At 70.8% G+C, this 25,319-nt stretch carries 20 protein-coding genes; 9 read left to right on the forward strand and 11 right to left on the reverse strand.

The window, feature by feature from the left end:
- Window positions 1–59: 59 nt before the first annotated feature.
- Window positions 60–2,498 carry an ATP-binding protein gene (locus tag PS467_RS24630; RefSeq protein WP_311037049.1) on the reverse strand — a complete coding sequence of 813 codons (2,439 nt, stop codon included), beginning with the start codon at window positions 2,496–2,498 and terminating at the stop codon, window positions 60–62.
- A 145-nt stretch (window positions 2,499–2,643) separates the two neighbouring features.
- Between PS467_RS24630 and PS467_RS24635 the strand changes: the two genes are divergently transcribed.
- From PS467_RS24635 to PS467_RS24655, 5 genes are all read left to right on the forward strand, one after another.
- On the forward strand, window positions 2,644–3,876 hold the full coding sequence (locus tag PS467_RS24635) for an amidohydrolase family protein (protein ID WP_311037050.1): 1,233 nt from the start codon (window positions 2,644–2,646) through the stop codon (window positions 3,874–3,876).
- Between the two features lie 255 nt (window positions 3,877–4,131).
- Window positions 4,132–5,079 carry an LLM class F420-dependent oxidoreductase gene (locus PS467_RS24640; RefSeq protein WP_311037051.1) on the forward strand — a complete coding sequence of 316 codons (948 nt, stop codon included), beginning with the start codon at window positions 4,132–4,134 and terminating at the stop codon, window positions 5,077–5,079.
- Window positions 5,080–5,151: 72 nt separating this feature from the next.
- Window positions 5,152–5,934 carry an SDR family NAD(P)-dependent oxidoreductase gene (locus PS467_RS24645; protein ID WP_311037052.1) on the forward strand — a complete coding sequence of 261 codons (783 nt, stop codon included), beginning with the start codon at window positions 5,152–5,154 and terminating at the stop codon, window positions 5,932–5,934.
- A gap of 175 nt (window positions 5,935–6,109) precedes the next feature.
- Complete coding sequence (locus PS467_RS24650) at window positions 6,110–7,237, forward strand: LLM class flavin-dependent oxidoreductase (RefSeq protein ID WP_268973848.1); 1,128 nt, start codon at window positions 6,110–6,112, stop codon at window positions 7,235–7,237.
- 46 nt (window positions 7,238–7,283) lie between these two features.
- A complete protein-coding gene (locus PS467_RS24655) occupies window positions 7,284–9,026 on the forward strand; it encodes an N-acyl-D-amino-acid deacylase family protein (RefSeq protein WP_311037053.1) in 1,743 nt (580 codons plus the stop codon).
- A 62-nt stretch (window positions 9,027–9,088) separates the two neighbouring features.
- On the opposite strand, the gene PS467_RS24660 is transcribed toward PS467_RS24655, so the two are convergent.
- A complete protein-coding gene (locus tag PS467_RS24660; RefSeq protein ID WP_311037054.1) occupies window positions 9,089–9,289 on the reverse strand; it encodes a DUF397 domain-containing protein in 201 nt (66 codons plus the stop codon).
- A complete protein-coding gene (locus tag PS467_RS24665; RefSeq protein WP_311037055.1) occupies window positions 9,286–10,152 on the reverse strand; it encodes a helix-turn-helix domain-containing protein in 867 nt (288 codons plus the stop codon). Before PS467_RS24665 ends, PS467_RS24660 begins: the two co-directional genes overlap by 4 nt.
- 190 nt (window positions 10,153–10,342) lie before the next feature.
- Here PS467_RS24665 and PS467_RS24670 point away from each other — a divergent pair, with 190 nt between their 5' ends.
- The gene (locus tag PS467_RS24670) at window positions 10,343–10,801 is read left to right on the forward strand and encodes an ATP-binding protein (protein WP_311037056.1); all 459 of its coding nucleotides are present in this window, start codon (window positions 10,343–10,345) and stop codon (window positions 10,799–10,801) included.
- A gap of 81 nt (window positions 10,802–10,882) precedes the next feature.
- On the opposite strand, the gene PS467_RS24675 is transcribed toward PS467_RS24670, so the two are convergent.
- The 4 genes from PS467_RS24675 to PS467_RS24690 all read right to left on the reverse strand — a co-directional run bounded on the left by PS467_RS24675 (window position 10,883) and on the right by PS467_RS24690 (window position 14,646).
- A complete protein-coding gene (locus tag PS467_RS24675; RefSeq protein WP_311037057.1) occupies window positions 10,883–11,611 on the reverse strand; it encodes an SDR family oxidoreductase in 729 nt (242 codons plus the stop codon).
- 132 nt (window positions 11,612–11,743) lie between these two features.
- On the reverse strand, window positions 11,744–12,412 hold the full coding sequence (locus tag PS467_RS24680) for a nitroreductase (protein ID WP_311037058.1): 669 nt from the start codon (window positions 12,410–12,412) through the stop codon (window positions 11,744–11,746).
- A gap of 167 nt (window positions 12,413–12,579) precedes the next feature.
- The gene (locus tag PS467_RS24685) at window positions 12,580–13,065 is read right to left on the reverse strand and encodes a MarR family winged helix-turn-helix transcriptional regulator (RefSeq protein WP_311037059.1); all 486 of its coding nucleotides are present in this window, start codon (window positions 13,063–13,065) and stop codon (window positions 12,580–12,582) included.
- A 60-nt stretch (window positions 13,066–13,125) separates the two neighbouring features.
- Window positions 13,126–14,646: a CehA/McbA family metallohydrolase gene (locus PS467_RS24690; protein WP_311037060.1), complete on the reverse strand. Its 1,521-nt coding sequence runs from the start codon at window positions 14,644–14,646 to the stop codon at window positions 13,126–13,128.
- A 348-nt stretch (window positions 14,647–14,994) separates the two neighbouring features.
- Between PS467_RS24690 and PS467_RS24695 the strand changes: the two genes are divergently transcribed.
- Together PS467_RS24695 and PS467_RS24700 are read left to right on the forward strand one after the other, a co-directional pair.
- Window positions 14,995–17,607, forward strand: coding sequence for a bifunctional FO biosynthesis protein CofGH (locus tag PS467_RS24695; protein WP_311037061.1), 2,613 nt, complete (start codon window positions 14,995–14,997; stop codon window positions 17,605–17,607).
- A gap of 213 nt (window positions 17,608–17,820) precedes the next feature.
- A complete protein-coding gene (locus PS467_RS24700) occupies window positions 17,821–18,945 on the forward strand; it encodes an ADP-ribosylglycohydrolase family protein (protein ID WP_311037062.1) in 1,125 nt (374 codons plus the stop codon).
- 6 nt (window positions 18,946–18,951) lie between these two features.
- On the opposite strand, the gene PS467_RS24705 is transcribed toward PS467_RS24700, so the two are convergent.
- Window positions 18,952–20,364: a glycosyltransferase 87 family protein gene (locus PS467_RS24705; protein ID WP_311037063.1), complete on the reverse strand. Its 1,413-nt coding sequence runs from the start codon at window positions 20,362–20,364 to the stop codon at window positions 18,952–18,954.
- Window positions 20,365–20,569: 205 nt separating this feature from the next.
- On the opposite strand from PS467_RS24705, the gene PS467_RS24710 reads away from it, so the two are divergent.
- A complete protein-coding gene (locus tag PS467_RS24710; RefSeq protein WP_311037064.1) occupies window positions 20,570–21,112 on the forward strand; it encodes a GNAT family N-acetyltransferase in 543 nt (180 codons plus the stop codon).
- Window positions 21,113–21,240: 128 nt separating this feature from the next.
- Here PS467_RS24710 and PS467_RS24715 read toward each other — a convergent pair whose 3' ends face one another.
- The 3 genes from PS467_RS24715 to PS467_RS24725 form a co-directional block, all read right to left on the reverse strand.
- A complete protein-coding gene (locus PS467_RS24715; protein ID WP_311037065.1) occupies window positions 21,241–22,812 on the reverse strand; it encodes a sodium:solute symporter family protein in 1,572 nt (523 codons plus the stop codon).
- Window positions 22,813–23,124: 312 nt separating this feature from the next.
- Complete coding sequence (locus tag PS467_RS24720; protein WP_311037066.1) at window positions 23,125–23,907, reverse strand: SDR family oxidoreductase; 783 nt, start codon at window positions 23,905–23,907, stop codon at window positions 23,125–23,127.
- Window positions 23,908–24,037: 130 nt separating this feature from the next.
- Complete coding sequence (locus tag PS467_RS24725) at window positions 24,038–25,219, reverse strand: aminotransferase-like domain-containing protein (protein ID WP_311037067.1); 1,182 nt, start codon at window positions 25,217–25,219, stop codon at window positions 24,038–24,040.
- Between the last annotated feature and the right edge of the window lie 100 nt (window positions 25,220–25,319).

The raw sequence follows: 25,319 nt of genomic DNA on the forward strand, positions 1-25,319 counted from the left end.
GGGGCCCCTACGTCAGTAGGGGACGAGTCTCTCCACAAGCCCTTCAGAGTTGTCCGACATCACGTAGGCGACGCACCGTCAGATCGGGGCAGGGAATTCGGCCATGGATCCATTTCCGCGAAGGGCGTCTGATGGCCGATAGTCCGCTCCGGGGTGGGGCATGAGTCCGCAGCGCACGCCGACAGCAGTTCCTGTACTTCCCGGCATTCCGGTGCCTGCGCATGGCGGCAAATCGCGAGCGCCTCGCGCAGGCATTCCCGGGCCCGATCCGTCTGACCTAGTGCGATCAGTGCTTTGCCCAGAATGGTGAGGAAGGAGCCGCGCCGCCGCTCGCCACCGAGCCCGCCCAGGGCGATGGCTCGCTCGGCGTGTTCGGCCGCCTGATCCGGACGGTGCGCGGCGAGTAGAGTTTCGGCCAGCCGGAAATGGGTCATGCCCTCCCAGAGGGATTGACGATTCTCGCGGAAAATGCCGAGCGCCTGGGTGAGGAGATCCAGCGCCTCGTCCAGACTTCCGGTGCGCGTCAGCGCGATGCCCAGGACGTACATGCCATTGGCGAGCCGGAGCGAGGTGCCGAGTCTGCGGTAGATGGACACCGCCTGTTCGGCGAGTTCCACACCGCTTCGTACGCGGCCCGTGTCGAGGTGGAGGCGCGCGAGGTTGGACAGCGCGCTCGCCTCCCCGGCCTCGTTGTCATCGGCGCGGAAGGCTTGGAGCGCCTGGCCGAGGTGGATCTCCGCCTCGTCGTTCCGGCCCTGCTGGAGGGCGATGAGGCTGCGCTGGTTGGGGACGCGGCAGGCAAGCATGGGATCGCGGATGTGTGTCCCCAGCTCCAGGGACCGCCGCAGTTCGGCATCGGCCTGGTCGAGTCGTCCCGTGAGCTGATAAAGGTGGCCCAGTGTCAGCCTCGCATGGCCTTCCGCGCGCACATCGCCGGATTGCCGGGCCGCCTCGCTTATCGCCCTGGCCGCCGCCTCGTACTGGCGCGACTTGGCGCCGGACTCGGCAAGATCCACTGTGGCCATCAGAAGGTCCGCGGCACGGCGGCGGGTGGTTTCGCCGACGCACTGACGGGCGCATGCGATCAGGCAGTCGGCCTCCGCGAAAAGCCAGTCCAGCGCGGCTGCCGAGGAGGTGAAGGACAGCCCCGGGTGGTCGGTGGGCGCCAGGTGTTCCACCGTCCGGTCACCCGGTCGCTCCATGGCGTACACCCGGGCCCCGGTGGCCAGGTAGAAGTCCAACAGCCTGGACAGCGCCGCGCCCCGCTCCGCCTCCGGCTGCTCGTCGCTGTGCGCGCACTCCCAGGCGTAGAGGCGCACCAGGTCATGGAAGCGGTACCGGCCCGGTGTGGCGGATTCCATGAGGGAGATGTCCACGAGCGATCCGAGAAGTCTCTCGGTCTGCCCGATGTCCAGGTCGAGCACCGCGGCGGCGGCCTCCGCGGAGATGTCCGGCCCGGCGGCCAGTCCGAGCAGCCGGAAGCCGCGTGCCTGCTGTGGCTCCAGTTGTCCGTAGCCGAGCTCGAAGGTGGCCTTGACGGCCAGGTCTCCGGCCCGTAGCTCGTCCAGTCTCCGCCGCTCGTCGGCGAGCTTTTCGGCGAGTGCGGACACGGTCCAGGTGCGGCGGGCGGCGAGGCGTGAGCCGGCGATGCGAATGGCCAGCGGCAGGAAACCGCAGGAGGTGACCACGTCCATCACCGCGTCGTGCTCGACGCCGGCCCGCTCCTCGCCGACGATGTGGGCGAAGAGGGCGAACGCTTCGGACGGGGTCATCACGGCGAGGTCGACGAGATGGGACTCCGGCAGGTCCGCCATCCGGGTGCGGCTGGTGACCAGGGCGGCACACGAGGGGGAACCGGGCAGGAGCTGCCGCACCTGGGCGGCGTCGCGGGCGTTGTCGAGCAGGACCAGCACCCGGCGCCGGGCCAGGAGCGAGCGGTAGAGCGTGGCGCGCTCCACGGTGCCGTCGGGAATGACCGAGTCCGGAGTCCCCAGGGCGCGCAGGAACGCGCCCAGCACGGCTTCCGGATCGGCGGGGGAGGCGCCCGCGCCCTGGAGGTCGACATAGAGCTGGCCATCGGGGAAGCGGCTGCGGGCCGTGTGCGAGACGTGGATGGCGAGAGCGGTCTTCCCGATGCCTCCGGTGCCCGATATCGCGAGGACGGGGGCGCGGTCACGATCGAGAACGGCGGCGAGCCGATCGCTCAGCTCATTGACGAAGACGGACCGGCCGGTGAAGTCGGCCACGGCCGCGGGCAGCTGCGCGGGGCGTACGACGGTGGTCCGGCCATGCGCGGAACGCGACGCCGCGGCCGCGGACAGCTCCGAGACGACATCGGAGGGGCGCCCGCGCTCCAACTCCAGTTCGATCCGCGTCCGGCCGAGACCGAGGCCGGGACCCTTGCCAAGGGATACGTCCGCCTCCTCGCCATGCCGGGACCGGTTCGGTACGGACCCGGTGGAACCTTCCTGCCGCCCCAGCCGCTTGTCGCCGACCATGGTGCCCCCCGCACGTGCTCACTCGCTGTACGGCCAGTTTGCCGTGCCAGTGGCCCGTACGTCAGTAAAGAGTGCGATGTGTCTGGCGACGCGTCCCTCGCCGCCGTGAGCTGACGCATCGTCAGATCGGCGCTACGGTGCAGTCATGGAGAGCTTCCCGAAGATAATTTCGGTGGACGACCACACGGTTGAGCCCCCTCACGTCTGGCGGGACCGTCTCCCGTCGAAGTACCGCGACACCGGACCGCGCATCGTCCGGGCCCCGCTGAAGGAGATGACGTTCGTCGGCGGCCGGTTCGCCCCGAAGATGGGCGCTCCCGGGGACGACGGGCCCCTCGCGGACTGGTGGGTGTACGAGGAGCTGCACCGGCCGCTGACCCGGCTGGACACCGCCGTCGGATACGACCGGGACGAGGTGCGGCTGGAGGCCATCACCTACGAGCAGATGCGGCCCGGCTCCTTCTCGGTGCCGGACCGGCTCGCGGACATGGACGTCAACCACGTCCAGTCGGCGCTCTGCTTCCCCACCTTCCCCCGCTTCTGCGGACAGACCTTCACCGAGGCCGCCGACCGCGAGCTGGGACTGCTCGGGGTCCGGGCGTACAACGACTGGATGGTGGAGGAGTGGTGCGGCCCCGAGGCCCGGGGCAGGCTGATCCCGCTGATCATCGTCCCGCTGTGGGACGCCGAACTGGCCGCCGCCGAGGTACGGCGGAACGCGGCGCGCGGGGTGCGTGCCGTCTGCTTCTCGGAGATCCCGCCGAACCTGGGGCTGCCGTCGATCCACACCGACGACTGGGACCCCTTCCTCGCCGCGTGCGACGAGACCGGCACGGTCATCGCGATGCACATCGGCTCCTCCTCCCGGATGCCCTCGACCTCCGCCGACGCGCCCCCGGCGGTCGGCTCCACGATCACCTTCGCCAACTGCTGCTTCTCGATGGTCGACTGGCTGATGAGCGGCAAGTTCGAGCGCTTCCCCCACCTGAAGGTGATGTACGCGGAGGGCCAGATCGGCTGGATTCCCTACATCCTCGAGCGCGCCGACGTGGTGTGGGAGGAGAACCGGGGCTGGGGCGGAGTGGCGGACAAGGTGCTGCGACCGCCGTCCGAGCTGTTCGCGGAGCATGTCTACGGATGCTTCTTCGACGACGCGTTCGGGCTGCGCAATCTCGACGCGATCGGGGTCGGCAACGTGCTGTACGAGACGGACTATCCGCACTCCGACTCCACCTGGCCCGCGTCCCGGGAGGTCGGCGAGGGGCAGATGGGGCATCTGGCGCCGGACGTCGTGGAGCGGATCGTCCGCGGCAACGCGATCGAGCTGCTGGGGCTCACGGCGGAGGGGCTCTGGGCGGGGGCGCCGGGGGTTGGCTGACGGGGGTTGGCTGGCGGGGGCGCGGCGGTACGGAGGTCGGGTGCCCGTGTGTCCGGGTGTCCGGGCGTGCCGGGCGTTACGGGGGAGCGCCCGGCACGCGGGACGCGAGCGCCCCGGACGCGGTCACGTCGACGGGGTGATTCGCGGCCGGGACGAGTCCCCGGCGCACACCCCTTGTCTGATGGCCCGTCAGATACGACGATGTGGCCGACATCTGTTCACGACGATGGCGGTCCACCGACGAGGAGGCCCGGCATGCGTGTCCTGCCCCGGGGCCGGTTGAGCTACGGCATGCAGCTGCCCGTCCAGTCGCAGTCCACCCTCTACGCCGAGGCGTGGGAGGCCGAGGCCGGTCCGGCCGAGCTCCTCGCGGTCGCCCGCGCCGCCGACCGGCTCGGCTTCGCGTACCTCGCCGTCTGCGACCACGTCGCGATCCCGCGGCGGCTGGCCGCCGCGATGGGCACCGTCTGGTACGACCCGGTGGCCACCCTGAGCTGGCTCGCCGCGGCCACCGAGCGGGTGCGGCTGCTCAGCCATGTGGCGGTCGCCGCGCTACGGCATCCGCTGCTGACCGCCAAGCAGTACGCGACGCTGGACCACCTCTCCGGCGGCCGGCTGATCCTCGGGGTCGGGGCCGGGCATGTGCGGGAGGAGTTCGAGGCGCTCGGGGTGGACTTCGCCCGGCGCGGGGCGCTGCTGGACGAGACGGTCGACGCGCTGAAGGCGGCGCTGGGGCCGGAGGAGTTCCCCGGCTTCCGCGGGGAGCGGTTCGCGTTCAGCGGTCTGGGGCAGGCCCCGCGTCCCGTCCAGACGCCGCGGCCCCCGCTGTGGATCGGCGGCTCCTCGCCCGCGGCGGTGCGCCGGGCGGCCGTCCGGGGTGACGGCTGGCTGCCGCAGGGCGACCCCCGGGACCGGCTGCCCGGCCAGATCGCCCGGCTGCGCGCGCTGCGGGAAGCGGCCGGGATCGACGAGCCCGCCGAGATCGGCGCGATCACCGAACCGCTGTACGTGGGGGAGCCCGGCTGGGACGTGGGGCGCCGGACCCTGACCGGCGCGCCGGAGCGGCTGGCCGACAGCCTGCGCGCGTACGCCGCGATGGGGGTGGACCAGATCCAGGTGCGGTTCCGCTGCCGGGACCACGCCGAGCTCACCGACCAGATAGCGGCCTTCGCCACCGATGTCGCCCCGCACCTCGACGACTAGCTCGATGACCTGGCTCGACGACGGGCTCGGACGACTGGCTCGACGACGGGCTCGATGATTAGGGAGAACGGGATGGGCAAGCTGGACGGGCGGGTCGTCCTCATCACCGGGGCGGCGCGCGGGCAGGGGGAACAGGAGGCGCGGCTGTTCGCGGCGGAGGGCGCCCGGGTGGTCCTCGGCGACGTACTGGACGGGCCGGGCGAGGCGCTGGCCGAGGAGCTGGGGGAGCGCGCCCGCTTCGTGCACCTGGACGTGGGCCGGGAGGACGACTGGGCCGCCGCCGTCGCGGCCGCCAAGGACGCCTTCGGCGCGGTGGACGGCCTGGTCAACAACGCCGGCATCCTCCGCTTCAACGAGCTGACCAGCACCCCGCTGGCGGAGTACCTGGAGGTGGTCCAGGTCAACCAGGTCGGGACGTTCCTCGGGATGCGGACGGTGGCGCCGGAGCTGGCGGCGGCGGGCGGCGGGACGATCGTGAACACCGCCTCGTACGTCGCCCTGTCCGGCATGGCCTTCCTCACCTCCTACGCCGCGACGAAGGCGGCGGTGGTGGGGATGACGCGGGTGGCCGCGATGGAGCTCGCGGACAAGGGCATCCGGGTCAACGCGATGTGCCCGGGGGCGATCGACACCCCCATGACCAACCCGGCCCAGCTCGACCCCACCGCCGACAGCGCGGAGGCGTCGGCGGCGGTCGACGAGCTCTACCGCAAGCTGGTGCCGCTGGGCCGGATCGGCCGCCCGGAGGAGGTGGCGCGGCTGGCGCTCTTCCTGTCGTCGGAGGACTCGTCGTACGTGACGGGCCAGCCGTTCGTCGCCGACGGCGGCTGGCTGACCGGCGTCTCGGTCTTCTAGCCGACCACGAGCCGGTCACCCAGTCGACCACGAGTCGGTCTTCCAGTCGACCACGAGAACTGCGACGGTCCCCCCGGCTCCCCCGGCGGCCCTTGACGGTCCATGTCCGCGGTGCCAGAGTCAATCAAAATCTGACGAAGCGTCAGATAGACGTCGTCTGAGGCGGTGAACCTCCATGGAATTCGGACTCTTCGTGCAGGGCTACGTCCCCGAAAGCCGACGCCGAACCGATCCCGAGGCCGAGCACCACGCGCTTGTCGAGGAGACCGAGTACGTCATCCAGGCCGACCGGTCCGGCTTCAAGTACGCATGGGCCTCCGAGCACCACTTCCTGGACGAGTACTCCCACCTCTCCGCGAACGATGTCTTCCTCGGCTACCTAGCCCACGCCACCGAGCGCATCCACCTCGGCTCCGGCATCTTCAACCCGCTGCCGCAGGTCAACCACCCCGTCAAGGTCGCCGAGAAGGTCGCGATGCTGGACCACCTCTCGGGCGGCCGGATCGAGTTCGGCTCGGGCCGGGGCGCGGGCAGCCACGAGATCCTCGGCTTCCTCCCGGGCGTGACCGACATGAACGCCACCAAGGAGATCTGGGAGGAGACGATCGCCGAGTTCCCCAAGATGTGGCTCCAGGACGAGTACCAGGGCTTCACGGGCAAGCACTGGTCGCTGCCGCCGCGCAAGGTGCTGCCCAAGCCGTACGGGGCCGCCCACCCGGCGATGTGGTATGCGGCCGGGTCGCCGCCCTCGTACGCCATGGCCGGCCGGAAGGGCCTCGGTGTGCTCGGCTTCTCCATCCAGAAGGTCTCCGACATGGAGTGGGTCCTGGACTCCTACAAGAGCGCCATCGAGGAGGCCGAGCCGGTCGGCGGCTTCGTCAACGACAACGTGATGGTCACCTCCACCGCGATCTGCGCGGAGACCCACGCCAAGGCCGTCGAGATCGCGGTCGGCGGCGGGCTGAACTACCTCCAGTCGCTGCTCTTCCGCTACCACGACACCTTCCCCCGCCCGGAGGGCATCCCGGAGTGGCCCGAGCTGCTGCCGGAGTACACCGAGGAGATCATCGAACTGCTCATCGCCGAGGAGCTGATGATCTGCGGCGACCCGGACGAGGTCTTCCGCCAGTGCAAGCGGTGGGAACAGGCCGGGGCCGACCAGCTGTCGTTCGGGCTGCCGATCGGGATCGGCTACGAGGACACGATGAACACGATCAAGCTCATCGGCGAGCACGTCATCCCGAAGATCGACACCGACCCGGTGCACCGTACGAGCCGCTTCCGCGACGCCACGGCGGGCTGACACGACAGACGTCACGGCGGGCTGACACCAGAAGGGACCTGAACCCGTGCTCGACCACCTGATCAAGGGCGCCACCGTGGCGGACGGCACCGGCGCGCCCTCGTACGCCGCCGACGTCGGCATCCGGGACGGCCGGATCGTGGCCATCGCCGAGCCCGGGACCGTCACCGAACCGGCGCGGTCCGCCGAGGACGCCACCGGGCTCGTCCTCGCGCCCGGGTTCGTCGACCCGCACACCCACTACGACGCCCAGCTGTTCTGGGACCCGTACGCCACCCCCTCCATGAACCACGGCGTGACCACCATCGCCGGCGGCAACTGCGGTTTCACCCTCGCCCCGCTCAACCCCGACCGCCCCGCCGACGCCGACTACACCCGGCGGATGATGAGCCGCGTCGAGGGCATGTCGCTGGTGGCGCTGGAGCGGGGCGCGCCCTGGAACTGGCACGGCTTCGGCGAGTACCTGGACGCGCTGGAGGGCCGGATCGCCGTCAACGCGGGCTTCATGGTGGGGCACTGCGCGCTGCGCCGCCACGCCATGGGCGAGGACGCGATCGGCGGGCAGCCCACCCCCGCGCAGCTGGCGGAGATGGAGCGGCTGCTGCACGAGGCGATGGACGCGGGGGCGTGGGGGCTGTCCACCACCCAGTCCTCGACCCACTCCGACGGGGACGGACAGCCGGTCGCCTCCCGGCACGCGCGGCCCGAGGAACTGCTGGCGCTCTCCCGGGCCGTCGGCGAGCACGAGGGGACGCAGATCGAGGCGATCGTGGCCGGCTGCCTCGACCAGTTCTCCGACGAGGAGATCGACCTGCTGGTGGAGATGAGCGCGGCCGCCGGCCGCCCGCTCAACTGGAACGTGCTGACCATCGACGCGGCCGTCCCCGAGCGGATACCGCGCCAGCTCCAGGCCAGTGAACGGGCCCGTAAGGCGGGCGGCAGGATCGTCGCGCTCACCATGCCGATCCTCACCCCCATGAACATGTCGCTCGGCACCTTCTGCGCGCTGAACCTCATCCCGGGCTGGGGCGACATCCTGGGACTGCCGATACCGGAACGGATCGCCAAGCTCCGTGACCCGGCCGTACGGGCGGAGCTGCTGCGCCGCGCGAACAGCCCCGAGGCCGGGGTTTTCCGGCGGCTCACCACCTTCGAGCGCTACGTCATCGGCGACACCTACAGCGCGGCCAACGCCGGGCTGACCGGCCGGGTCGTCCGCGACATCGCCGCCGAGCGCGGCCAGGAGGCCTTCCACTGCCTGGTGGAGATCTGCGCCGCCGACGGGATGCGTACGGTGCTGTGGCCCATGCCGACCGACAACGACCCGGCCAGCTGGGAGCTGCGCCGGCAGACCTGGGAGCACGAGGACGTCCTGCTCGGCGGCTCGGACGCGGGCGCCCACCTGGACCGCATGTGCGGCGCCCCGTACACCACCCGCTTCATCGGCGACTGTCTGCGCGGCCGGAAACTGGTCGGCCTGGAACGGGCGGTGCGGATGCTGACGGACGACCCGGCCCGGCTGCTGGGGCTCCGCGAACGCGGCCGGATCACCGAGGGCTACCACGCCGACCTGGTCCTCTTCGACCCCGACCGGATCGACGCGGGCCAGGCCCGACTGGTCCACGACCTCCCCGGCGACAGCCCCCGCCTGGACTCGCGGGCGACCGGGATCGTGAGCGTCCGGGTGGGCGGCACCGAGACCATCCGCGACGACGAGATCACCGGCGCGGTACCGGGACGGGTCCTGCGGTCGGGGCGCGACACGGAGACGGTGAGCACGAGGTGCTGACCGACCGGGCGCGGGGCCCCGGCCGATGCCGGGGCCCCTGTCATGCGTCTGCGCTGCCCTGGCTAGTCGTCGAACGCCCCGCGCTCGACGCCCCGGAGGAATGCGTGCCATTCCGTACCGGTGAAGCGGAGGGAGGGGCCGTCGGGGTTCTTGCTGTCCCGCACGGCGCGGCCGCCGTCGGATGTGGCCGCGATTTCCAGGCAGTTGTTGTTCTGGCCCGAGTACGACGACTTGATGTAGGGACCTATAACCTCAGGGGTCACGATGTGGCTTCCTTTTTGCTCCGCAGTACGCGCCGGATCAGCCGTGCGCTTGCATCCGGTGCCAGTGCGGCAGATCGTAGCTGTTCGAAAGCGCGGGTGTAAGCCGCGAGATCCTCGGCGCCTTCGAGGATGGACGCGCCTCTGAGGTTATCGATGGCGACGGCCTCAACGGTCGGCTGATCCTCGAAGCAGAACGAAGAAAAGGGGTACGTCATTCCGGCCTTCACCCCTGCTGACAGGGGCAGGACCTGAAGGGAAACGTTCTGCCGCTTCCCCACCTCGAGAAGGTGTTCCAGCTGTCCGAGGTAGATGTCGTCGGGGACCAGCGAGTTGATGACCACCGGCTCCCAGATAACGGCCGCATACCTGGTCCCGCCTTCGCCGATCTTCGCTTGTCTCCCTTCGCGCACCTTCACCAACTGAGCCACGACATCGGGCGCCACATAGTCGGGTCCGGCCATGGTTACGCACTCTGCGTACCTCGCTGTTTGCAGGAGGCCCGGCACCAGTACCGTCTGCCATTCGCAAATGGCCGTGGCGTCGTCTTCAAGCGAAATGTGGTTTCGGTAACCCTCTGAAAGCTCCGGGAAGTTCAGCCACCATCCGCGATGGTTGCTGTTCTTGGCGAGCCACACGAGGTGGTCGCGCTCTTTCTCCTCGCTGACGCCGTACCGGTCGAGGAGCAGCAGAACCTCAGCAGGTTTGGCCGTGGTGATTCCGTCCTCCATGCGGCTGATCTTGGAGCGCGATCCGTAGATGAACTCCGCAGCCTGTGCCTGGTCGAAGCCAGCCTTGACCCTGTGGCGCTGCATCTTGCGGCCGAACCGCCTGCTACGCACAGTCGGCTTCCCACCTGCGGGCATGTCGTTGTCTCCCTCTCTCAAGCCCAAGTCTGCCCCCAAGAACGAACGTCGGGTGACGTTTCGCATCGAGCGAGGTTCGTGCACATGTGCACTCTAGGGGAGTTGCGGAAGTGAGAGTCGCCAGCCTAGCCTCTGTGCATGCGCCGCTACGGAGCGCAATCTTGACGCACAGTCAGAGGGTAGGTCTGCCATGCCCGATGCCGTTACGGACGACTCGCGACGGGACACCTTCCGGATCGCCAAGCACATAAGGAACGTGCCGGGAGCGCGGGCCCGGGTGGGCAAGAGCCTCGCGGACTGGGGCGTGAGCGGCGGCCTCGCCGACGACGTGATCCTGTCGGCGAGCGAGCTGGTGTCCAACGCGATCAAGCACTGCCGCGTGACCTTCGCCCAGATCGAGATCAGCGTCTCGGTGCAGGGCCAGGACATCGTGCTCGAGGTGACGGACCCGGACGGTGACAGACTCCCCCGACTCCGCGTCGTCGACATCGACGCGGAAGGCGGCCGCGGCCTCTACGTCATCGAGCAACTGGCGAACGCGTGGGGCCACACCCCCCGCCGGTGCGGCAAGTGCGTCTGGGCGCGCTTCGGCGTTGGCGTGGGGTATGCGGCCTTCGGTGCCGGTGACCGCCCGTCGGGCGACGAGTGAGGCCGCAGAATGACTGGAACCGCCCACGGCCCGGTTCCGTGTCGAGGGGCGAGTGGGCGGTTTCCTGTGGTCGGCGGTGGGTTACGCGAGCCAGTCGGCGTAGCGGGTGGGGGCGAGGTGGGCGTCCGTGTCGGTGAGGACGTCGCCCTTGACGGGGGCGAACATGCCGGCGGTGGGGTCGGTGACGACGGTGCGGTTGTCGCCCTTGTGGGACAGGGTGATCCGGCCCAGCTCGTCCAGGGAGAAGACCTCGGGACCCGCGATGTTGCGGATGCCTCTCAGCGGGGCGCCCGCGGCGACGTCGGCCACCGCGGCGGCCACGTCCTTGGCGGCGATCGGCTGGATCGGCGTGGCGGGCAGCCGGACGGTGGCGCCGTCGGAGGTCCAGGACAGGACGGCGTCCATGAACTCCATGAACTGCGTCGCCCGGACGATCGAGTAGGGGATCGGACCGGCCGCGAGGATCTCCTCCTGGAGCGCCTTGGCCCGGTAGTAGTCCAGCTCCGGCACCTGGTCCACGCCGACGATGGAGAGGATGACGAAGTGGCCGACGCCGCCCTTCTGGGCCGCGGCCAGAAGGTTGTCCATCGAGGTCCGGAAGAAGGCCAGGGAGGCTTCGTCGAAGGTCGGGGAGTTCGTCAGGTTGACGACGACGTCGGCGCCCGCCACCGCCTCGGCCACGCCCTGGCCGCTGATGACGTCGACTCCGGTGGACTGCGAGTGCGGGACCGCCTCGTGCCCGGCGGCGTTCAGATTCTTGACGACCTGCGACCCGATCAGCCCGGTGCCGCCGATGACCGCGAACTTCATGACATCCCTTTCGTCGGGGTTGGACTCATGAAGTATGTCCGTAATGCGGTATATGGTCCGCCAGGTGAGTGGGCCGTGCGCGGCGGACGCGGCCTGGCGCGAGGGGGTCGGCTGCGGGTGATCGGTGGGTGGTCAGTGGCCGCCGACGAACGTGACCGTCTCGTCGAGCGGCGCCCGGTCGGTGCGGGCGTCATTCACCGTGGCGTCCTCGAATCCGATCGACATGCCGCAGAAGAGGATCAGGTCGTCCGGTGGTGACAGGACCTCCGCGACGGTCGTGCGATACACCGACCATGCCATCTGTGCGCAGCTGTGCAGTCCTTCGGCGCGGAGCAGCAGCATGACGGTCTGTAGATACATGCCGACGTCGGCCCATTGGGGCGAGCCCATGTCGCGGTGGATGTAGCAGAACAGGGCGGCGGGCGCGCCGAAGCAGTCCCAGTTCGCGGCGGTGATCCGCCGGCGTGCCTCCCAGTCCTCGCGTGCGATGCCGAGGGCTCCGTAGCGCTGATCGCCGAAGGCGGAGCGGCGCTCGCGGTACGGGGACTTCAGCACGGGCGGGTACATCTCGTACTCCCGCTCGTCCCAGGGGTCGCCCGCGGCCACGCGCTCACCGGCGCGCTTCTTGAGTTCGGCCAGTGGCTCACCGGTCAGCACGTAGGTGTGCCACGGCTGGAGGTTCGATCCGGACGGCGACCACGCCGCGGCGGACAGGACGCGCTCCAGTACCTGCCTCGGGACGGGATGGTCCGTGAATCCGCGCACCGCTCGTCGGCTCGTGACCGCCTCGTAGACGTCCATGTCCGCCTGCCTCTCCATCCGCTTTCGCGTTATCCGTCCAATCCGTCCGTGCGCCTTTCTTTGTTGCGGTCGATACGGTATCACTCGATACTATTTTGTGCGACACCTGGGCCGTGCGCAGGATGGGGCGGGGGAGATGCGCGGCCGTGCGGATGCCGCGGGCGTGCTTACGCCTCGCTGTCCGAGGGGTGCGCCACTCGGGTCAGCAGATCCGTCAGCTGCTCGGGCTCGCCGGGTCCCAGGTCGGCGACCAGGTGCTCGGCCAGCGGCTCCGCCGCCGCGTGGGCCGCGTCGAACAGCTCGAGCCCCTGTGGCGTGATCTCCACCGCCCGCGCCCGGCGGTCCCCCGGAACGGCCTTGCGTACGGCCAGCCCCTTGCGCTCCAGGTCGTCCACGACGCGCATGATGCCCGCCTTGTCCGACCCGGTCGCCGTCGCCAAGTCCCGCTGCACCGTGGGCCCGTGGTTGACCAGCTCGATCAGCACGGCGAAATGCCGCAGCTCGACGCCGAGTGGCCGGAGCGCCTCCGCCAGTACCGCGGTCGCGCGCCAGTGCGCCCGGCGCAGCAGCAGGCCGAGGGCGAAGGGTGACGCGTCCCCGGGGCGGTCGGTCGCGCGCGGGGCGGTGGTTCGGTGCGGAGGGTCGGCGGCCATGGGGTCACATTACAGCCACCCGTTCACTCGATATGGTCGCGTTTGATACTAAAACTGGTATCAGCGCTCGCCCAGCCAGATCGGGTTCGTCATCGCCGCCATCGGGCCCGGTATGCCCGAGGCGCCGCCGTCCGCCGGGGCGTGGCGCACCTCGGCGCGGACATACGCCGCGTAGGACGCCGTCGTGCGCCATTCGGCCGTGACCGTCCCGGAGTCGGGGACCGCCGTGCCGTACAGCTGGCCCTGGTCGGTGAGGAACCGCACCGAGCAGGACGGGCCCACCCCGGAGACCTTCAGCCGGACCGTCACCTCCTCCGTGCGGCCGACCTGGAGGCGCTCACCGATGCCCGCGTGCTTGCCGCGGCCGCCGACCGCCTCGAAGGTGAGGTCGATCTTCGAGGACTCCGCGATCCAGCACCGGCCGGCCCGGATGCCCTCCTGGAGCGCGGTGCGGGAGAGGTCGTCGGCGAGCACCACCGTCTGCGGCAGGCCCACGACCTGGGGTTCGCGGTGGGCGTCGCTGTGGCCCACGGCGGGGAGCCAGCGGCCATCGCCGCGGGAGGCGGCGACCAGGGTGTTGTCCCACTCGGAGACCGTGATCTCGTCGTCCGGGGTGAAGTCCGCGTTCCACACCTCCACCGCGTCGGCCTCGTTGAAACCGAACTTCCAGTTGCAGCCGACACAGGTGCCGTGCGGATGCGCCGGGATCACCAGACCGCCGGCCTGCCGGATCTTGCGGGCGAACTGGCCGAAGCGGTTGTCCCGGGCGCGGTAGCGCCAGTCGATGAAGACGCCGGGGTCGGTGCCGAGGGCGACCACGTGGCCATTGCGCGTGGTGATCTCCTCGCCGGTGAGGATCAGCAGGTCATCGCCCCACAGGCCGTCGAACGCGCCATGCGAAGAGATGGTGTTGTGCTCGGTGGTGGTGATGAAGTCCAGCCCCGCGGCGCGGGCGGCGGCGACCAGCTCGGCCGGGGTGCGCTTGCCGTCGGAGTGCACGGTGTGCAGATGTGAGTCGCCCCGGTACCAGGCGCGGCCCCGGCCCTTGGCCCGCTGCGGCGGGTGGACCGGCTTCGGGGTGGTGCCGGGCTCCCCGTACCGCAGCGTGACGGTGACCTCGTAGTCCAGGCCCTGCGGGGCGACCGTGTACGGCCCCAGCACCACATGCCAGGTGCCCGCGTGCACCGGCCCCGCCAGATAGCCGGGCGTCGCCTCCTCGGCGCTGATGGCGAACTCCGTACGGGCGCCGCCGGACCAGCCGCGGAAGCCGCGTCCGCCCAGCTCCGTGCCGCGCTCGTCGAAGATGCCGATATCGCATGCGTTTCCCTGCGTGCCGGCCGGGACGCTCGGCTTGTCGTAGGTGTACGACACGGCGATCTCGCGGACCCCGCCCGGCACCTCGACCGGCACGTAGACGAAGTCCGGCGCGCCGGTCGGCAGATGACCGCTGAGGGTCTTCGTCTGCTCACGGGCGTCTCCCGCGCCGGCCGCGTCGGCCTGGGTGAAGGTCATGGGATCGAGTGTCAGCACACCGGCCGCGCCCGCAAGCGCGGAGAGCCTGAGTACATCGCGTCGCTGCATGAGGTGCCCCCCAGAGTCGAGAGTGCCGTCCGACACCCGCGTGACACCGTTGTACGCGTGAGTGACACGCGCGGAAAGCCCTGTGGATAACTCCATGGCGGCGAGGGAACGTACGGGTCCGCACCGCCCCCGTCACCCTCGTGCCCCCGTGGCGTGCACCCGTCCGTGTCCCCGCCAAGTCCCGTCCACGTGCCGCCCGGAGAGCGGCCGACGACGCCCGGTGCGCGCGCCCCGCGCACGTCACCGTTCCGTATTCCCGGACCCGGCCCCGACCTGCCGTGATCAGACCCACAAAACCGCAGGCCCAGGCCGTCTGGCGGTGTCCCGCACCGCTCGTATGCTCGGAGGATGACCACGAGCGCGCAGGGAAACGAACCGGACGCCCCGACTGGCTCCGCCGCCCCCACAGCCAACGCGATGCGCCGTGCGCTCAAGCGCGCCCGCGACGGCGTGGCGCTGGACACCGCCGAGGCGGCGGTGCTGCTCCAGGCACGCGGTGACGATCTGAAGGATCTGATGGCCTCCGCCGCCCGGGTCCGCGACGCGGGCCTGGAGGCCGCCGGCCGCCCCGGGGTCATCACCTACTCGCGCAGTGTCTTCATCCCGCTCACCCGGCTGTGCCGGGACAAGTGCCACTACTGCACCTTCGCGACCGTCCCCGGCAAGCTGCGCCGCGCGGGCCACGGGATGTTCATGTCGCCCGACGAGGTCCTCGCCATCGCCCGCCGGGGCGCCGAAATGGGCTGCAAGGAAGCGCTGATCACGCTCGGCGACCGCCCCGAGGACCGCTGGCCCGAGGCGCGCGCCTGGCTGGAGGCCGAGGGGTACGACGACACCATCGCGTACGTACGGGCCATGGCGATCCGCGTCCTGGAGGAGACCGGCCTGCTGCCCCACCTCAACCCCGGCGCCCTGACCTGGACCGACTTCCAGCGGCTGAAGCCGGTCGCGCCGTCCATGGGCATGATGCTGGAGACCACAGCCGAGCGGCTGTGGAGCGAGCCCGGCGGCCCCCACTACGGCTCGCCCGACAAGGAGCCGGCGGTGCGGCTGCGCGTGCTGGAGGACGCCGGGCGCAGCTCGGTCCCCTTCACCAGCGGGCTGCTGATCGGGATCGGCGAGACGCACGAGGAGCGGGCGGATTCGCTGTTCGCGCTGCGCCGTGTCTCCCGCTCGTACCACGGCATCCAGGAAGTGATCATCCAGAACTTCCGCGCCAAGCCGGACACCGCCATGCGGGGGATGCCGGACGCGGAGCTGGACGACCTGGTCGCCACCGTCGCCGTCGCCCGCCACATCCTGGGCCCGTCCGCCTGCATCCAGGCGCCGCCCAACCTGGTCGACGCGGAGTACGAGCAGCTGATCGGCGCCGGGATCGACGACTGGGGCGGCGTCTCGCCGCTGACCCCGGACCACGTCAACCCCGAGCGCCCCTGGCCCCAGGTGGACGAGCTGGCCGAGCGCTCCGCCGCCGCCGGCTTCCGGCTGCGCGAACGGCTCGCGGTCTACCCCGAGTACATCCAGCGCGGCGAGCCCTGGCTGGACCCCCGGCTGCTGCCGCATGTGACCGCCCTGGCCGACCCGGAGACCGGTCTGGCCCGCGAGGACGCGATCCCCGCAGGGTTGCCCTGGCAGGAGCCGGATGAGGCGTTCGGCGCCTTTGGCCGCACCGATCTGCACCGCACCATCGACACCGAGGGCCGCACCGGCGACCGCCGTAAGGACTTCGACGAGGTCTACGGGGACTGGGAGGCGCTGCGCGAGGCCGCGGCCCCGGGGATGGTGCCGTCCCGGATCGACGCGGACGTCAAGGCCGCCCTCTCACGGGCCGCGGACGACCCCACCCGGCTGACCGACCCCGAGGCGCTGGCCCTGCTGCACGCCGACGGCCCGGCGCTGGACGCCCTGTGCCGCGTCGCCGACGACCTGCGCCGGGCGACGGTCGGCGACGACGTCACCTACATCGTCACCCGGAACATCAACTTCACCAACGTCTGCTACACCGGCTGCCGCTTCTGCGCCTTCGCCCAGCGCCGTACGGACGCCGACGCCTACACCCTCTCCCTGGAGCAGGTCGCCGACCGCGCCCAGCAGGCATGGGACGTGGGCGCGGTGGAGGTCTGCATGCAGGGCGGCATCCACCCCGATCTGCCGGGCACCGCGTACTTCGACATCGCCCGCGCGGTCAAGGAGCGCGTGCCCGGGATGCACGTCCACGCCTTCTCCCCGATGGAGGTCGTCAACGGCGCGAGCCGCACCGGGATGTCCATCCGCGAATGGCTGGCGGCGGCGCGCGAGGCGGGCCTCGACACCATCCCCGGCACGGCGGCCGAGATCCTGGACGACGAGGTGCGCTGGGTCCTCACCAAGGGCAAGCTGCCGACGGCCACCTGGGTGGAGGTCATCAAAACGGCGCACGAGCTGGGCATCCGGTCCTCGTCCACGATGATGTACGGCCATGTGGACCAGCCCCGCCACTGGCTGGCCCATCTGCGGCTGCTGGCCGAGATCCAGCAGGAGACGGGCGGTTTCACCGAATTCGTCACCCTTCCCTTCATCCACACCAACGCCCCCGTCTACCTCGCCGGAATCGCCCGCCCCGGCCCCACCGTCCGCGACAACCGCGCCGTCACGGCCATGGCGAGGATCCTGCTCCACCCCCATATCCCCAATATCCAGACGAGCTGGGTGAAGCTGGGCACGGAGGGCGCGGCCGAGATGCTCCGCTCCGGCGCCAACGACCTGGGCGGCACCCTGATGGAGGAGACCATCTCCCGCATGGCGGGCTCCTCCTACGGCTCCTACCGCTCCATCCAGGACCTCGTGGGCATCGCCGAGCTGGCCGGCCGTCCCGCCCGCCCCCGCACCACCACCTACGGCCCCGTCGCCGAGGACCGCCAGGCCGCCGCCCTCGCCTCGGACGGCCATCTGCCGGAGCTGCTCCCGGTGCTGGAGGACTGACCGCGGCGGACCGTGCCCCGGCCCGGACAACGCCCAGGACGCCGTCGGCATCCGGTGCGGGGATTCCGCGCGCCGGAATGCGACACTCCGCCGTCTTCCCCGTGATGACGCCTTCACAATCGGCGGCGATCCCAGAGGCGATCTTTGTGTGTCCATTACAGTCTCCAGGGCAGTCCAGGCCAATCACAGCAGCGGAGAAAAGGGGCATAGGTCGTGACCGCAACCGCCAGCGCAGCGACCGGCGTATGGGGCCGCGCCGAACAGCAGGACTTCCGCAGCCGGGTGCGCGGCTGTCTGCTCGGCGGGGCCATCGGGGACGCGCTGGGGGCGGCCGTGGAGTTCGCCTCGCTGGAGGAGATCAGGGCGGCGCACGGACCCGAGGGCGTGACGGACTTCCTGCCCGCCTATGGCGGACGCGGACGGGTCACCGACGACACCCAGATGACGCTGTTCACCGTGGACGGACTGATCCGGGCGCAGGTGCGCCGCGACACCGGGGCCTGGCATCCGCCCACCGACATCCACTCCGCGCACCGCCGCTGGTACTCCACCCAGCGCGACTGGGGCCCCGATGAGCGCCGTAAGGACGCCGGCTGGCTGGCCCGCGAGGAGTGGCTGTACGCCCAGCGCTCCCCGGGCCGGGCCTGTATCACCGGGCTCGCCGACGAGACCATGGGCACCCTGGAGGCGCCCAAGAACCCCGACTCCAAGGGATGCGGCGCCGTGATGCGCTCCGCGCCCTTCGGCCTGCTGGTGGGCTGGGAGCCGCAGCTGGTCTTCCAACTGGCCATCGAGTGCGCCGCCCAGACCCACGGCCACCCCACCGGCTACCTCTCGGCCGGCGCCTTCGCCCTCATCGTGCACGGCCTGGCCCGCGGCGAGGCGCTGGACGGGGCCGTCCAGCGCGCCCTCGCCCATCTGGCCACCCGCCCCGGCCACGAGGAGACCACGAACGCGCTCCGGCACGCCCTCGGCGCCGTACGGCAGGGTCTGCCGACCCCCGAGCGCATCGCGTCCCTGGGCGAGGGCTGGACCGGCGAGGAGGCCCTGGCGGTGGGCCTGTACTGCGCCCTGGTCGCCGAGGACGTCCGCCATGGGCTGCTGCTCGCGGTCAACCACGGCGGGGACAGCGACTCCACGGCGGCCATCTGCGGCAATCTGCTGGGCGCGCTGCACGGCGAGACGGCGCTGCCGCCCGCCTGGCTGGCGGAGGTGGAGGGGCGCGGCACCATCCTGGAGCTGGCCGACGACTTCGCCATGGAGATGACCCAGGGCCCCGCCCTCCACGGCCCCGGCGGCTCCTCCCCGGCCTGGCTCACCCGCTACCCGCGCGCGTAGCTCCGCCTATCCGCGTACGTAGCTCCGCTCCGGCGTGCCCGCACCGGCGGTGACCACCTGTCGTACGGGCCCGGCCCCCTCCCGTGACCGCCTTACGGCGCGCAGGGTCAGATACCCGGCCACGCTCAGGAAGGCGATGGCGATCAGCGGATAGACGGCGGTGAGGAGCATCTGGCCGGGGTTCTGGTGGAGCTCCACCCGGGCCGGCCGGCTGTGGGGCGCGTACCAGACCATGAAGGAGCAGAACAGCAGCCCGGTCACCACCGTCCACGCCGTCCACCCCGCCGTCCGCCGCCGCACCGCCTCAACCGCGAGCAGCGACACCATCGGGACGGCCCAGACCCAGTGGTGCGACCAGGAGATCGGGCTCACCATAAGGGCGGTCACGGCGCAGGTCAGGGCGGCCCAGGCGCGGGCGTGCGGAAGGCGGCTGTCGTCGGTCAGCTGGGCGGCGACCGCCGTGGCGAGCCCCACACAGCCGACCAGCGCGGCCGCCACGAGCCACCACATGCCCGGGTCGGGAGTGTGCAGCAGGCGGGCGAGGGCGCCTTTGAGGTTCTGGTTGCCCGCGCCCTCGACATCGCCGGGGCGGTCGGTCGCGAAGACGATCTCGGTCCAGAAGCGCCGGGAGTCATGCGGCAGCGCCAGCGCCGAGAACGCGACCGTAAGGACGAAGGCGGTGGTCGCGACGGTCGCCCGCCGCAGGTGGTCGTTCCCCACACCGCGCCCCGGCGGGCCGGCCCCCTGGGGCCCGCCTCGGCTCCGGGACGCCCTGGCCGCCCGCAGCCGCCCAAGGCCGAGGATCACCCCGGCGAGCCCCAGGAAGACCACGAACAGCCCCGGGGTCAGCTTGATCCCGGTGGCGACACCCGTGCCGACGCCCGCCCAGCGGTGCCCCGACCGGCGGGTCAGATCCCACAGCACCAGCGCCGCGACCAGCAGGTTGATCTGCCCGTAGCGCAGGGTCGTCCACACCGGCTCGCACCACACCCCGACGCCGGCCAGGACCAGCACGGCGGCCGGTCGAGGCACCCGGGCCGGCAGACCGGTCAGCCGCAGCGACAGATGGGCCACGGCGACCATCAGGACGAGGTTGACGGCCGTCCCGAAGGTCAGCAGGACGCCCGTGCCCATCAGGGTCAGCGGGGTGAAGACCAGGGCCGCGAACGGCGGATAGGTATTGGGGAGATGGTGCTGCGTCGCCCGCATGTCGTACAGATCCGCCGCATGGCGTACGGTCCATCCCTCGGCGCGGTAGACCAGCAGATCGACCATCGACACCTGGGCGGCGCGCTGGGCGATCCAGAATCCGGTGAAGGAGAGCAGACAGAACACCGCCGCCATGAGGGTCGGTCGGCGCAGCACGAAGGCGCGGGCCCGGTGGATCGGGGAGTCGGTGATCGTCGGGGTGGCGGTCACGGGAGCTCCAGAGGGTCCCTGGGGACGGGCCCGCAGGGACGGTGGTTTTTGTCGGTCGGGGCGGACGGCCGACGATAGTACGTTCCGGATGATGGCTTTGAGCGGGGGAGGCATGCGCTGTGACGAGCCGGAAGTCTCCGACCGCCATCCCGTTGCCCGATTCCGCTTCGCTATCGCCCGAGAAGGCCGACCGTAAGGTGGGTCCGTGAACGCCTCCGCAGCCGTCATACGTGACGCCACTCACGCCGACCTGGGCGCCGTCGCCGCGATCTACGCCCACTACGTCACCGAGACCGTCGCCACCTTCGAGGAGATCCCGCCCACCGACGACGACTGGGCGCGGCGGCTGACGGAGCTGACCGGCCGGGGGCTGCCGTTCCTGGTCGCCGAGGTCCCCGAGGACACCGGCCTTACGGTCGCCGGATACGCCTACGCCGGCCCCTGGCGCCCCAAACCCGCGTACCGCCACACCGTCGAGGACAGCATCTACCTCGCCCCCGGGCGGACCGGCGCGGGACTCGGCGCCGCACTGCTCGACGCCCTGCTCGCGCGGTGCGCCACGGCGGGCGTACGGCAGGTCGTCGCGGTCATCGCCGACACCGGCAGCGACGCCTCGGCCGCCCTGCACCGGCGCTTCGGCTTCACCCCGGCGGGCCGGCTGGCCGGTGTCGGACGCAAGCACGGACGCTGGATCGACACCCACCTCATGCAGCGTGACCTGACGACGGGCGCGTCGGGCGCGTTCTGACGACGGGCGCGCCCTGCCCCAAGGCGCGCCCTGCCCCAAGGCGCCACCTGACGTCGTACGGCCGGGCCGCCGGTCCCCGCCCTGGGCGGTGACCGGCGGCCCGGGTCATGACCGTGGCGCGGAAGCCGTCACTCCGTGGCGCCCGCGACCGGCTTGCGGTCGGCCGGGCCCTGCCCCGGCACCGACAGCGCGGCACCCGCCGTACCCGGCCCGTCGTCGTCCGAGTTGAGCGAGGCCAGGATGGCATCGCGCTCCGGGGTGTCCTCCGGCTTGAGGTAGCCGACCACGATGAACAGCACGAGCGAGACCGCGAGCGGGATGGACACCTGGTACTCCAGGTTCACGCCACCGTCGATCGCGTCGTTGATCGGGTAGTTGACCAGGTAGAAGGCGATCAGCCCGAGCCCCCAGCTGACCAGCGCCGCCGTCGGCCCCGACTTGCGGAAGGCGCGCAGCATGCCCAGGATCATCGGGATCGCGATCGGCCCCATCAGCCCGGCGACCCACTTGATCACCACGGTGATGATGTCGCCGAAGAAGGGCGAGTTGACCTGGGTGGCGATGGCCATGGACAGGGCCAGGAACAGCAGGGTGGTGTAGCGGGCGGCGAGCAGCCCGGTGCGGGTGGACCAGTCCCGGACGGACCTGAAGAGCGCGGGCATGATGTCCCGGGTCACCACGGCCGCGATCGCGTTGGCGTCCGAGGAGCACATCGCCATGGTGTGCGAGAAGAAGCCCACGATGACCAGGCCCAGCAGACCGTGCGGCAGCAGATGCTCGGCCATGGCGGCGTAGGAGTCGTCGGGCTTGTCCGTCTTGATGATCAGCGGCGCGACCCACATGGGGAAGAACAGGACCAGCGGCCAGACGAACCACAGGACGGCCGAGAGCCGGGCCGAGCGCTTGGCGGAGTGGGCGCTGTCGGTCGCCATGTAGCGCTGCGCCTGGTTCCACATGCCGCCGTTGTACTCGAAGGTCTTGATGAACAGGTAGGCGAGCAGGAAGGTCATGGTGTATGGGCCGACGGTCGGCTCGTGGTGGCTGCTGGGGAGGTCGTCCCAGACGCTCCAGAAGGTGCTGAAGCCGTCCAGTTCATGGAGCACGGCGATCAGCATCGAGATGCCCGCCACGAACTGGATGATGAACTGGCCGAGTTCGGTGAGCGCGTCGGCCCACAGACCGCCGACCGTGCAGTAGACGGCGGTGACCGCACCGGTGATCAGGATGCCCTGGTTGAGCGAGACGCCGGTGAAGACGGACAGCAGGGTGGAGATGGCGGCCCATTTGGCACCCACGTCGACGATCTTCAACAGCACCCCGGACCAGGCCAGCGCCTGCTGGGTGGGGACGTTGTAGCGGCTCTTCAGGTATTCGAGCGGTGAGGCCACCTTGAGTTTGCTGCGCACCCGGTTGAGCCGGGGTGCGAAGAGGCTCGCGCCGATCGCGATGCCGATGGCGATCGGGAAGGACCAGGTGACATAGGAGGTGATGCCGTATTGGTAGGAGATGGCCGCGTAGCCCGTGAACATCACCGCGCTGTATCCGGACATGTGGTGCGAGATCCCGGACAGCCACCAGGGCATCTTGCCGCCGGCGGTGAAGAAGTCGCTGACGTTGTCCACGCGCTTGTGGGACCAGAGGCCGATGATGACCATGACACCGAAGTAGCTGATCAGTACGACCCAGTCGAGACTGTTCATGTCCCCTCCAGGGGTCCGCCATATGAACGGGAGCGCACTTCGTCGGTGACGTGTCCCAGGGGCGGTTCCCCCGAGCGGGAGCGGGGTACTTCCGGGATTGAACCGCTCCCACGGGTGATCGGTCAAGGGTTCGATGGTCATGAATGTGAACGCAAGTCAGAGCGCAGAACCATTTTACGATTTCTTGACCTGATGCATCGTTGTCGTGAACGAGTCCAACAACCCACGATGAGCGGGCACTTCGTCAGACGCACACCCACCGATCGATGGGTCGTCGGGAGCGGGATCCCGAAAGGCCGGACAGGAGTCGCGCTAACGCATCAGTTCACCGGCGTTCACCAGCAGCGACTGCCCGGTGATCGCCCGAGCCCGGTCGGAGGCCAGGAACACCGCGGCCTCCGCCACATCGCCGTCCGTCGCCAACTCGGGCAGGGCCATCCGGTCCGTGAGCCGGCTCAGCACCTCGGCCTCGGTCACGCCCTCCGTCCGCGCGGTGAAGGCCACATACGCCCGCACCGGCGGCCCCCACATCCAGCCGGGCTGCACGGTGTTGACCCGTATCCGGTGCGGACCCAGCTCCCGCGCGAGCGCGTACATGGTGGAGGTCAGCGCGCCCTTGGAGGCGGCGTACGCGGTCTGGCGCACCTCGGTGGGGGCGGCGGACGACGACTGGGTGCCGATCAGCACGACCGAGCCGCCGTTCCGCTTGAGCGCGGGCAGACAGGCGCGGGTCATCCGGAGCGTCCCGAACAGGTTGATGTCCACGACCTGGGCCCAGGAGATGAAGTCCGCGTCCTCCAGTCCGCCGAAGTGGCTGTCCAGCGCGGCCACATGGACAACGGCGTCGATCCCGCCGAAGCGGTCGAGGGCCAGGGCGGCGAGCGCCTCGCACTGCGCCTCGTCCGCGATGTCGGTGGCCCGCCAGGCGGTGTGCGCACCGCCCGGATCGGCCTCCTCCGCCACCTTCGGCAGCCGCTCCTCGGTCCGCGCCCCCATCACCACGCGGGCCCCGTCCCGGACGCACGCGGCCACGACCCGGGCCCCCAGTCCGGGCCCGACCCCGGAGACGACGACGGTCTTGCCCCGCAACGGCATGGCGGCACCTCCCGTCCCTGGCGTCGCGTCAGGTTAGGCGGACCGCCACCAGAAGGCCAGAGCCTCCGGGCCGTTACCGCAAGACGTCCTTACGGAAGGACCGTCACGGGAGGACCGACACGGGAGGCTCCTACAGGAAGGTCTTCGCCAGACGGCGCAGCCCCTCGGCTATCTCCTCCGGTGTGTGGGTGACGAACGACAGCCGCAGCGTCGCCGGCTCCGGCCGGTCCGCGTAGAAGGGCGCGCCGGGCACGTAGGCCACATCGTGCCGCACCGCCTCCCGCAGCCGCTCCGTGGCGTCGTACCCCTGCGGCAGCGAGGCCCAGACGAACATGCCGCCCTCCGGCTCGTTCCACCGCGAGCCGACCGGAAGGGCCTCGGGCAGCCCCGCCAGCAGCGCGTCGCGGCGCTCCCGGTAGGCGTGGCGCACCCGGGACAGATGGGCGTCGAGGTCCGCCTCGGTCAGATAGCGGGCGATCACCGCCTGGGTGATCGTCGGGCTGTGCAGATCCGCGGCCTGCTTGGCGACCGCGCAGGCGCGGCGCAGCGCCGCCGGGGCGCGCAACCACCCCAGCCGCAGCCCCGGAGACATGATCTTGGAGAAACTGCCGATCAGCACCGTACGGTCGGCGGCCCGCTCATCGGCCGCGATCCACGGCTGTGCCTCACCCGCGAACCGCAGCTCCCCGTACGGGTCGTCCTCCAGGATCCACAGCCCGTGCCGCTCGGCGATCTCGGCCACGGCCCCGCGGCGCGCGGCTGGCAGGGTGCGGCCGGTGGGGTTCTGGAAGGTGGGGATGGTGTAGAGCAGCTTGGGCCGCTCCCGCGCGACGATCGTCTCGAGCGCCGCCGGGTCGAGCCCTTGGTCGTCGCAGGGCACCGGCACGACCCGCGCCCCCGCGAAGGCGAAGCACTGGAGGGCGGCGAGGTAGGTGGGGTCCTCGACCAGCACGGTGTCGCCCGGCTCCAGCAGCGCCGTGGCCAGCAGACTCAGGCCCTGCTGCGAGCCGCTGGTGATGAGCATGTCGTCGGCGTCGGTCGGCAGTCCGCGGGCGGTCAGCCGGGCGGCGGTGGCGGCGCGCAGCACGGGGAGGCCCTCGGTGGTCGAGTACTGGAGGACCTCTTGCGGTGCCTCGGCCAGCGCGCGTTCGAAGGCGGCGGTGATGGGCGCGATGTCGAAGAGGGCGGGGGCGGGCAGCCCGCCCGCGAAGGAGATCACTTCCGGGCGCGCGGTGACCGCGAGGATGTCACGTACCGGAGAGCCCCCGATGGAGGTGGCTCGGGCGGCAAGGGGCGGCACATCGGCGCGCATGGGACGACTCCTCGGCTCGACGGATCTGACCAGCACCCTACGGGGAAGCGTGTGGTGTGCAATTAATTTGTCCACGATCCGGTCCACGATCCGGTCTGCG

It is taken from the genome of Streptomyces luomodiensis, from assembly GCF_031679605.1.
Taxonomy (GTDB): Bacteria; Actinomycetota; Actinomycetes; order Streptomycetales; family Streptomycetaceae; genus Streptomyces; species Streptomyces luomodiensis.